This window comes from Pseudomonas sp. V98_8 (assembly GCF_029967975.1).
Lineage (GTDB): Bacteria > Pseudomonadota > Gammaproteobacteria > Pseudomonadales > Pseudomonadaceae > Aquipseudomonas > Aquipseudomonas umsongensis.
Genome location: NZ_JASCAE010000113.1, coordinates 1 through 9,115 on the forward strand (window position 1 = coordinate 1; position 9,115 = coordinate 9,115).

Annotated in this window: 11 protein-coding genes and 1 tRNA gene; 6 read left to right on the top strand and 6 right to left on the bottom strand. The window is 58.0% G+C overall.

The genetic code is table 11. From position 1 onward, the window contains the following. Positions 1-144: 144 nt before the first annotated feature. Positions 145-1,506, bottom strand: a complete 1,362-nt coding sequence (locus QLG10_RS29520; protein ID WP_110754941.1) for an MATE family efflux transporter — start codon at positions 1,504-1,506, stop codon at positions 145-147. A gap of 442 nt (positions 1,507-1,948) precedes the next feature. On the opposite strand from QLG10_RS29520, the gene QLG10_RS29525 reads away from it, so the two are divergent. Then, on the top strand, positions 1,949-2,221 hold the full coding sequence (locus QLG10_RS29525) for a hypothetical protein (protein ID WP_008054930.1): 273 nt from the start codon (positions 1,949-1,951) through the stop codon (positions 2,219-2,221). 88 nt (positions 2,222-2,309) lie between these two features. On the opposite strand, the gene QLG10_RS29530 is transcribed toward QLG10_RS29525, so the two are convergent. Both QLG10_RS29530 and QLG10_RS29535 read right to left on the bottom strand, forming a co-directional pair. Next, positions 2,310-2,385 (bottom strand) — tRNA-Phe (locus tag QLG10_RS29530). Between the two features lie 187 nt (positions 2,386-2,572). Next, positions 2,573-2,788: a hypothetical protein gene (locus QLG10_RS29535; protein WP_033041483.1), complete on the bottom strand. Its 216-nt coding sequence runs from the start codon at positions 2,786-2,788 to the stop codon at positions 2,573-2,575. Between the two features lie 166 nt (positions 2,789-2,954). On the opposite strand from QLG10_RS29535, the gene QLG10_RS29540 reads away from it, so the two are divergent. Together QLG10_RS29540 and QLG10_RS29545 are read left to right on the top strand one after the other, a co-directional pair. Further along, a complete protein-coding gene (locus QLG10_RS29540; RefSeq protein ID WP_033041482.1) occupies positions 2,955-3,395 on the top strand; it encodes a TspO/MBR family protein in 441 nt (146 codons plus the stop codon). Positions 3,396-3,442: 47 nt separating this feature from the next. Then, positions 3,443-3,985, top strand: a complete 543-nt coding sequence (locus QLG10_RS29545; RefSeq protein ID WP_188265383.1) for a YdeI/OmpD-associated family protein — start codon at positions 3,443-3,445, stop codon at positions 3,983-3,985. Positions 3,986-4,068: 83 nt separating this feature from the next. On the opposite strand, the gene QLG10_RS29550 is transcribed toward QLG10_RS29545, so the two are convergent. Continuing rightward, positions 4,069-4,539 (bottom strand): metallophosphoesterase family protein, encoded by a 471-nt coding sequence (locus tag QLG10_RS29550; protein ID WP_110754943.1) that lies wholly within the window; start codon positions 4,537-4,539, stop codon positions 4,069-4,071. Positions 4,540-4,744: 205 nt separating this feature from the next. On the opposite strand from QLG10_RS29550, the gene gltS reads away from it, so the two are divergent. Continuing rightward, entirely contained in the window at positions 4,745-5,959 is a 1,215-nt protein-coding gene (gltS, locus tag QLG10_RS29555; RefSeq protein WP_110754944.1) for a sodium/glutamate symporter, read from the top strand. 21 nt (positions 5,960-5,980) lie between these two features. Here the strand turns inward: gltS and QLG10_RS29560 are convergent, their stop codons facing one another. Beyond that, the gene (locus QLG10_RS29560) at positions 5,981-6,664 is read right to left on the bottom strand and encodes a helix-turn-helix domain-containing protein (RefSeq protein ID WP_110754945.1); all 684 of its coding nucleotides are present in this window, start codon (positions 6,662-6,664) and stop codon (positions 5,981-5,983) included. A gap of 105 nt (positions 6,665-6,769) precedes the next feature. Between QLG10_RS29560 and QLG10_RS29565 the strand changes: the two genes are divergently transcribed. Together QLG10_RS29565 and QLG10_RS29570 are read left to right on the top strand one after the other, a co-directional pair. Further along, a complete protein-coding gene (locus QLG10_RS29565) occupies positions 6,770-7,711 on the top strand; it encodes a carbon-nitrogen hydrolase family protein (protein ID WP_033042939.1) in 942 nt (313 codons plus the stop codon). Positions 7,712-7,766: 55 nt separating this feature from the next. Further along, positions 7,767-8,195 carry a GFA family protein gene (locus QLG10_RS29570; protein ID WP_110754947.1) on the top strand — a complete coding sequence of 143 codons (429 nt, stop codon included), beginning with the start codon at positions 7,767-7,769 and terminating at the stop codon, positions 8,193-8,195. A 197-nt stretch (positions 8,196-8,392) separates the two neighbouring features. Here QLG10_RS29570 and QLG10_RS29575 read toward each other — a convergent pair whose 3' ends face one another. Beyond that, positions 8,393-8,872 carry a cupin domain-containing protein gene (locus QLG10_RS29575; protein ID WP_218278492.1) on the bottom strand — a complete coding sequence of 160 codons (480 nt, stop codon included), beginning with the start codon at positions 8,870-8,872 and terminating at the stop codon, positions 8,393-8,395. Between the last annotated feature and the right edge of the window lie 243 nt (positions 8,873-9,115).

Genomic DNA, 9,115 nt, shown 5'->3' on the forward strand with positions numbered 1-9,115 from the left:
GGGCCGGCACTCCGGCGTTTGAAAAAGGGAGTCGCTGTAAAAGCGAAACCATAAGTGGCCGTTACCGCAGCAATGGATATGTACTTCAACAACAATCGCCCACAGGCTTTGACCCGCCCAACCACCACACCTCTAAAGCCCTCCCTACACCAACCGCTCGATCTTCTGATGCTGCCACACCAGCTTGTAATACAGCGTCTGCAACGCCAGCATCCCCAGATACGCCACCGGAAACGCCATCCACACCCCTTGCAACCCAAACCGCGCATCCAGCAGATACGCCACCGGCAACTGCACGCCCACCACGCACACAATCGAAATCGCCACCGGCACCATCACCGTGCCGCTGGCGCGCATGATGCCGCCGATGATCGCCTGGAAGCCGAACACCAGCAGGCTCCAGAGCATGATGTGCAACAAGTGCTCGGCCATGCTGCGCGTAGCCTCCTCGGTGAGGAACGAGCCCAGCAACCAGTGCGACAGCAAATACCCCAACACCACCAACCCACCGGTCAGGCACACGTTGATCATCAACCCCGTGCGCAGGATCGGCCCGATTCGCTCGATGCGCCCGGCCCCGATCGCCTGCGCGCCGAGGATCGACGCCGTGATCGCAATCGACAGCGCCGGGAACTGCACGTAATTGACGATCTGCGTCACCGCGCCGTACGCCGCCGTCGCCTGGGAACCGTGCTGGTTCACCAGCGCCAGGATCACCAGCTCTGACAACGACAACACCACCATCTGCAACCCGGTGGGCAAACCGATGCGCAACACCTTGCCTAGAATCGCCATGTCCAGCTTCATTGCCGCAAAAAATTCCCGGTCCGGCGCCAACGGATGGCCCTTGCGAATCAAGCGCCACGCCAGCCACCCCATCGCCGCCAGGTTGCCCGCCAACCCGGCAAACGCCGCACTCTGAATCCCCATCGGCGGCAACCCCAACCACCCACGAATCAACGCCGGCGTCAGTGCCAGGCCGATACAGGTCGACACCACCAGCGCCAACAAAGGCGACAACGTATCGCTCACTCCGCGCAACAATTGCGTGAACAGCACAAATACCAACAACGTCGGCATGAACCACAACATCACATGCGCATACGCCACCGCATCGTCCAGCACATCCCCCGGCGTCCCCAACCCCACCAAGGAAGACCGTGCGAACACACTACCCACCACGGCTGCCACCAACCCGATCAACAACCCCAACAACAACGTCGACCCGGCAATCGCCTTCACCAAATGCGTCTCCCGTGCCCCCCACGCTTGCCCGATCAACACACCCGCCCCCGCGCCGAGGCCGATGACCAGGGCGATGAAAAAGAACACGATGGGGAACATGCCGGACACGGCCGCCAGAGCCTGGGTGCCGAGCATCTGGCCGATGTAGATGCTGTTGACGGTGCCAGACATGGATTGCAGGAAATTGGACAGCACCATGGGAGCAAGGAACAGCAGGTAGGTTTTCCAGAGGGCGCGTTGCGGTTGGGCTGGGGTTTGCATTGGGTGGAGGTCCATCTCGACGGCTGGCGTGTTGATTGAGGATAGCTTCGGTGGCGGAAACCAACGGGCGATGACCATCTCAGGTCTGTGTTTGGATTTCCAGCAAAGTGATGGGAAAGGTCTGAGATCTCATCATCACAGGTCCTACATAAAGCTCGGAATGCCTCACCTTGCCCATCGATCCGATGAAGCTTATAGTCCGCCCCGTCGCCCAAATGGCGACTCAGGTTTGGCGACCTGACTGATCGGATGCAAAAGCTCTGTGCTTTCTTGCAGGTGCTTTTGCACGTTCGCAAAGCTGTCTTTATGGCAGCTGTGCGCGGGAGACCTTCGGGTCTGCCGGATTCCGATCCCGGTTCGCCAACCTGCGTACAGCTGTCACCCATTTGTTTGGCGACGAATGAGGGACAGTCCACCTTTGCACTGATCGGAGTTTTCACCTATGGAAAGATACATGCCCCTCACCGGAATCGACCTGATCCCGGCCTCCCTGCTCATCGACACCCAAGCCCCACTCGACGTTCTGCAAGCCATGGCGGATTACCGCATTCGCACGGTGACGCAGGTACTGGAGAACATCGCCTTTCGCGCCGAGATTGGTTGCGATACGGTGGTATTGTCGGACTTTTCCAAGCTGCTGGCGATTCCGTTGCGTGATGGCTGTGACTTGATGGATGTGATTGGGCGGCGCTTGCGGGCGCAGGCGGCGGAGTAAATGAAAAAACGCAGATAACAAAAAACCCGCACAAGGCGGGTTTCTTGGGGTGTTTCGGGTGGTGTTGAAGCCACCTGAAAGCGAAAGGTGGTGCCCAGAGACGGAATCGAACCGCCGACACGGGGATTTTCAATCCCCTGCTCTACCGACTGAGCTATCTGGGCCGCGGCGCAATTAAACGTTTTTTACTGCTGGGGCGTCAAGCACGAACTCAAAAAAACTTATTAAATACCTATAGTTACGATTAGAAGGCACCCGTTGGTCGTCAGTTTTTCAGATTTTTTTGCAAAACCGCCTTACTCGTTTGCTCATAAGCGAAGGACATTGTGAGGACCAGATAGTCCAGGCACTCTAGTTTTCACTCCAATACCTGACCAGCTCATCGGTGCGATCAGCGACTCGTGGGGTCTTACTGAGCACGACACAGCGAGTCGTACCCACATACTCTTCGATCAGGTAGAGGGTGTCTCCGACGTCGACTCCCATCTCCTGCAATGTCTCATCTGGGATACGAATGCAGCCATCACCCTCCCAGTCCTCGATGACCACCTTTTTGACGTTGTTCATAAACACACCTCGGTAATGCTGAAAAATCGTGATTATTGGCTCACTTTCGGTCAGCAGAAAAATGCCATCCGCAAACCCAAACTATTCTCTTCACAAAGCGTCTTCTACTTAATGCTGCGGACATGCCTTCGCAACTCAAGACACGGAACTCCACAAAGGAATAGTGATGACTTTTTACATTTTTCTCCTGGCCTGCGGGGCTGCGGCCAGCACAGGCATTTTTTTCCAACCGGGCCAGTGGTACGAATCTCTCGCCAAACCCGGTTTCACGCCGCCCAACTGGCTGTTTCCAGTCGCCTGGACGACTATTTACCTGTTGCTCGCCTGGGCTGGGTATCGCCTGACCCAGATACCTGATAGTCAGGTAGTGCTGGCTTTGTGGGCCGCGCAGATTGCACTGAATACGCTGTGGACGCCGGTGTTTTTCGGCGCTCAACGTATTCTCGCCAGCATGGTGATCCTCACGCTGCTTTGGCTTGTGGTCGCTGTAATGGTGGTTCTGGCTTTGCGGCTTGATGTCATCACCGGCTTGATCCTGTTTCCATATCTAGTGTGGCTTTGCCTGGCCGGCGCTTTGAATTTCTTCATCTTGCGCAATAACCGCTGATATGGGCCACCAGGTGCGAACTTAGACTTTGCGGTAAGGAGGCCGTGATGATGAAATCCCGATTCGAAGCAAAACTTCTTCGTCCGACAAAGCCTGGTAATGATACGTCGTGGGCGTTCGTAGTGCTGCCAAGAGAAGTGAGTGAACTACTTCCGAGGCGAGGTAGGACGACCGTTGAAGGCACAATCAATGGGCACCCTTTCCAGGCAACCCTTGAGCCGGACGGTCAGTTGAGCCATTGGTTGCAGGTCAGTGGCGAGCTACTCGCAGCCGCAGGCGCGGCCGTTGGGGATGTCGTCACCCTCGAGCTGACCCCCGTGAAAAAGGAACCCGAGCCTGAGATCCCCGCAGATTTTCAGGAGGCACTGGCATCCACTCCACAGGCTCATGAAGTCTGGAAGAATACGACGACCCTCGCACGGGTAGACTGGATACACTGGATTACTTCAGCCAAGCAACTCAAGACGCGCGCAAAACGAATAGGTGATGCCTGCGATATGCTTGCATCCGGCAAGAAGCAGGTCTGCTGTTTCGACCAGTCCGGTTTCTACAGCAAGGCCTTTCGGGCGCCCGAGGCAGAAGATTTTTAAATGGGGCATTCCATTGCCCCCTCTACCCCCTCAATTCAGCCTTGCTTGTTGCCCTCTTTATCAAAGACATGCAACACCCGCCTCTAAGAAAACCCACACTCCAGCAACGAAACCAGACGCGGTTCAATCGACCCCTCTTGCACGTCAAGCAACGCCAATGTCACCGGTAACTTGAACCGTCGCGGCCCTGCACTGCCTGGATTGAGGTACAGCCGTTCACCGCGCCACTCAATGCACGGCTTGTGGGAATGCCCGGTAATCACCAGCCTCGTGCCTGGCGCCAGCACTGCCGGTGCATCGGCAATGTCATGCACCAGCAACGTCTGCCATCCCTCAAGTTCGAAACTCAGGTGGTCGGCGAGATGTTCCGCCCACGCAGCTGCCAGGTCATTGTTCCCGCGCACGACATGCAGTGGCGCAATCAACGCCAGTTGTTCGAGTACTTGCGGCTTTCCGATGTCGCCGGCATGAATGATTCGTTCACAGCCCTGCAACGCCGCGAGTGCTTCGTTGCGGAGCTGGCCATGGGTATCGGAGATCACGCCAACTTTCATGCAAGGCTCCAGGTCAGTCTCAAGGGTACGCTCCCCTGCTCCGGCGATTGCGTGTTCCGGGATCAGGTGCTTGACTCACTTCGCCGAACCCGGGCCTTGACCGCATCCGGATTCATCGGCGATCTGTACTTTCATTGATCCAGGTCGCAAAACCGTGCGATCGACACTGGATAATATTTTTTTGAGGTTTTTCAATAGGCTATAGATGACCGCCCAACTCTTCGCTGTTCATGGACTGGTGAGCTTCACCCTGGCCATCCTGCTGCTCTTCCTGGGCAAGACGCTGGTCCAGCACAGCACCTTGCTGCGTCAATACTGTATTCCAGAATCGGTGGTCGGCGGCTTTGTGTGTGCGGCGGTCACGAGTCTGTTGTACTTCGGTCTCAACATCCAGGTCGAGTTCGATCTACAAGTTCGCGACACCATGCTGCTCTATTTCTTTGCCGGTATCGGCTTGAGGTCGGACATGCGCCAGCTGATCAAGGGTGGGCGACCACTGCTGATCCTGCTGGTGCTCGCTGCGGTGTTCATTTTCCTGCAGAACGCGCTGGGCATGGGCATGGCCGAGGTTTTCGGGCTTGATCCCAAGGCTGGCCTGATGGTGGGCTCGATTTCCCTCACCGGAGGGGTCGGCACGACCCTGGCCTGGGCACCGCTGTTCGTCGAAAGGCTGGGCATCCAGAACGCGCACGAATTGGGGATCGCCAGCAACACCGTTGGCCTGATTGCCGCTTGTGTGATCGGCGGCCCTATCGCCAACCGCCTGATCCGTCGCCATCAACTGACGCCATCCGGGGATGCGGCGCTGGAAATCGGCATCCTCGAACAACAGCAAAGCAAGCCATTGGACTACTACGACGTGCTCTGGGCGTGGATGTGGCTCAATTTGACCTTGATGCTCGGTTATGGGCTCAACCTGCTGCTGGTCGACAGCGGGATCACCCTGCCCAAGTTCGTCAGTTGTCTGTTCGCCGGTATCGTCATTCACCACCTCGTCCGGGGGCTGATCGGCGAGCAGCGCCTGAAATCCTGGAGCGGCGCCAGCCAGGGCCTGTCGCTGATTTCCGATGTCTGCCTGGGCATGTTCCTGACCATGGCGTTGATGGGCTTGCAGTTGTGGCAGCTCAGCGGCGCGCTGCTATTCATTGCCTGCGCATTGACCCTGCAGATCCTGTTGACCGTGCTCTATACGTATTTTCTGGTCTTTCGCTTCATGGGCCGCAATTACGAAGCCAGCGTGATCGCTTCAGGCTTCGGTGGTATTGCGCTGGGTTCCACCGCGACAGCCATCGTCAATATGACGACCGTGACCCAGAAGTACGGTGCGGCTCACCAGGCCTTTCTGATCGTGCCGCTGGTGTGCGGATTCTTCATTGACCTGGTCAATGCCGTGATTATCGGGATGTTCAGTGGGCTGTAGCCGCTCGTTTTACTTGAACGGCTAACGCGCCGAGCTCCGGGTACTGGCAAACGCGCTCGTACCCAGCCAGCGCCACAGGTTTTGCGCATCCTGCGCTGCGCCATCCACACGCAGCTCTCGCGACTCAAGCACCTCCCGCGGTGTGCGGTCGCCCGCCCATACCTCGGTCAAGGCACGCACGCTTGAATCCACAACGAGCGTCAACTCACGCCCGGGGTCGTCGCGGCACAGGTCTGCCACACCCTCCTCGACCACCAGCCACCACGCTTGCTCGCCGGACCGCGCATCGCGAAACTTGAACTGGATAACCACCGGCCGGGACGGAAACGTCTCGAGACGCACGAACCGGCGCACGTCCCACATGAGCAGGCCCGCGTCGAGCTGGTCATCGCGCAGGCGACTGCCGATCCAGCGCGCGCCCCAATGCCCCAGCGCCATGATGATGGGGCGCAATTCCTCGCCCGCCTCGGTCAGGCTGTACTCCCAGACTTTGCCAACCGCGGTGCGATGCACCACGCCGATTTCTTCCAGATGGCGCAGCCGCTGTGCCAGCAAGCCGGTGGACATCCGGGGGACGCCGCGGTGCAGTTCATTGAAGCGTTTGCTGCCGCACAACAGTTCGCGCACGACCAAGGGTGTCCAGCGCTCGCACAGTGCCTCGGCACCGCGCGCGACCGTGCAGAACTGACCGTAGCTTTCGTTCATTGCCTGCACTCCCATCGCTGCAACGCTTCAGATATTGAACTAGCCCCGCGACTTCGCCACGCGCACGCTCAAGTCTCCGACAGCCAACCGCCCCAGGAGAACATCATGACCAAGATCGCCATTATTCAGCGCCCGCCCGTGCTGCTCGATCGCAGTGCGACGATCGCCCGGGCCGTGCAATCGGTCTCTGAGGCCGCGACGGCGGGAGCTTCGCTGATTGTTCTGCCCGAATCGTTCATTCCAGGTTACCCGTCGTGGATCTGGCGGCTGGCGGCGGGAAAGGACGGCGCTGTCATCGGCCAGTTGCATACGCGGCTGCTGGCCAATGCCGTTGATATTGTGAACGGTGACCTGTGCCAATTGTGCGAGGCGGCCAGGATTCACGCGGTGACGATCGTGTGCGGCATCAATGAATGCGACCGGCGCAATGGAGGGGGCACGCTCTATAACAGCGTAGTCGTTATCGGCGTGAACGGCGCCGTGCTCAACCGACACCGCAAACTGATGCCCACCAATCCCGAGCGCATGGTGCATGGCTTTGGTGATGCGTCCGGGTTGCGCGCGGTGGATACACCCGTCGGCCGCGTGGGAGCGCTCATCTGCTGGGAAAACTACATGCCGCTGGCGCGCTACGCGCTGTATGCCCAAGGGGTGGAAATCTATGTCGCGCCCACTTACGACACTGGCGAGGGCTGGATCAGTACGATGCGTCACATTGCCCTCGAAGGCCGCTGCTGGGTGCTTGGCAGTGGCACCGCACTGCGCGGCAGCGACGTCCCTGACGACTTCCCGTCCCGTGCGCAACTGTTTGCCGATCCAGACGAATGGATCAACGACGGCGACTCGGTAGTGGTCAATCCCCAAGGCCGGATCGTGGCCGGCCCATTGCACCGAGAGGCAGGCATTCTGTATGCGGACATCGACGTCTCACTCGTGGCCCCTGCACGGCGGGCGCTCGACGTCACCGGGCACTATGCACGCCCGGACATTTTCGACCTGCAGGTGCGACGCACGCCGGCGACAGCGGTGCGCTATATCGACGGGTGAAGACAGGTAAAGTTGGTGCGAGCCATCGCCTGACCATTGATCAAGGAGTCATGCCATGAACATCGAACAGTCTTACAAAGGCAGTTGTTTTTGCGGTGCGGTCGAGTTCACCGTCAGCGGTGAGCCGGCCGCGATGGGCTATTGCCATTGCGAGTCGTGCCGGCACTGGTCGGCGGGGCCAGTCAATGCCTTCACCCTGTGGAAACCGGAGGCGGTGCAAGTGACTCGGGGCGCCGACAACATCGGCACCTACAACAAGACACCACAGAGTTACCGCAAGTGGTGCAAGACGTGCGGCGGACATCTCTTCACCGAGCACCCGGGGATGGGACTCATCGATGTGTATGCTGCGCTCATCCCGGATCTTGAGTACACGCCAGGGGTTCATGTGCATTATCAGGAGTCGGTGTTGCGTATTGAAGATGGATTGCCGAAGTTCAAGGATGTGCCGAAAGAATTGGGAGGATCGGGCATTAGCATGTAGGAGCGAGCATGCTCGCGATGGTCGTTGACGATAACACTGTAAACTTGCCCCAGACCTGATCCCCGTGCTTTGCATGTCCAACCCCTTGCAACCTGGATATGCGCTGTAGGAGCCGGCTTGCTGGCGATCGCAGTTCATCAGGCGACATTAGTGTCGACTGCACGTACGCGATCGCCAGCAAGCCGGCTCCTACAGGATTAGCGAGGATCGTCACGGCTGTCCACATACTCAAGCCCCAACGGCCCCGTCCCGTAGACCTGCGAGATGTACTCTCCTGATTTTGCCCAATGGAAATGCGGCGTATTGGCCGGGAGTATCACGACGCTGCCCGGCCCGTAGGCAACCAGTTTGTCCGGATCGAAAACCGTTCCGAAGCCAATATAGAAAACACCTGACATGACGGTGTAGATACGATCTTCAGGATGAGTATGGGGCATTAATCGAATGCCGTTGGGCACTTTGACTCGTACCACATAGGGTGCTGGCTTGCTCGGGTCGCCGGCGATAACAGCCAGTTTTACCTCTTTGGGGAAGGCGGGGAAGCTGCGCCATTCTACGTCTTCATTACGCAAGGCTGCGGTTTTATCCAGTGGCAATGGTTGTGCCTGAACGTGCGGCATGGCTGCACTTGCGACAAGAAGTGCTGCCAGGGCAGTTGTTTTCATAATGTGAACCATGAGAGGCACCTTGACTACGCCATAAACAAAATCGTCAGGCTGACTCTATGGGCGATTGGCATTGATGATAACGGTGTGATCGCGCATTACAGTTGATACGCAATGTAATCAATGCTCCGTGCCATATCATCACGCTGACCAGGGGGCTCGCGCTGGCCCTATCAATAGCGTCGATGTTCACCATCACGTCAATGAAGTTCTCTTAAAAACTCCACGGCGTAACATCAGCTCCATACCAACCAA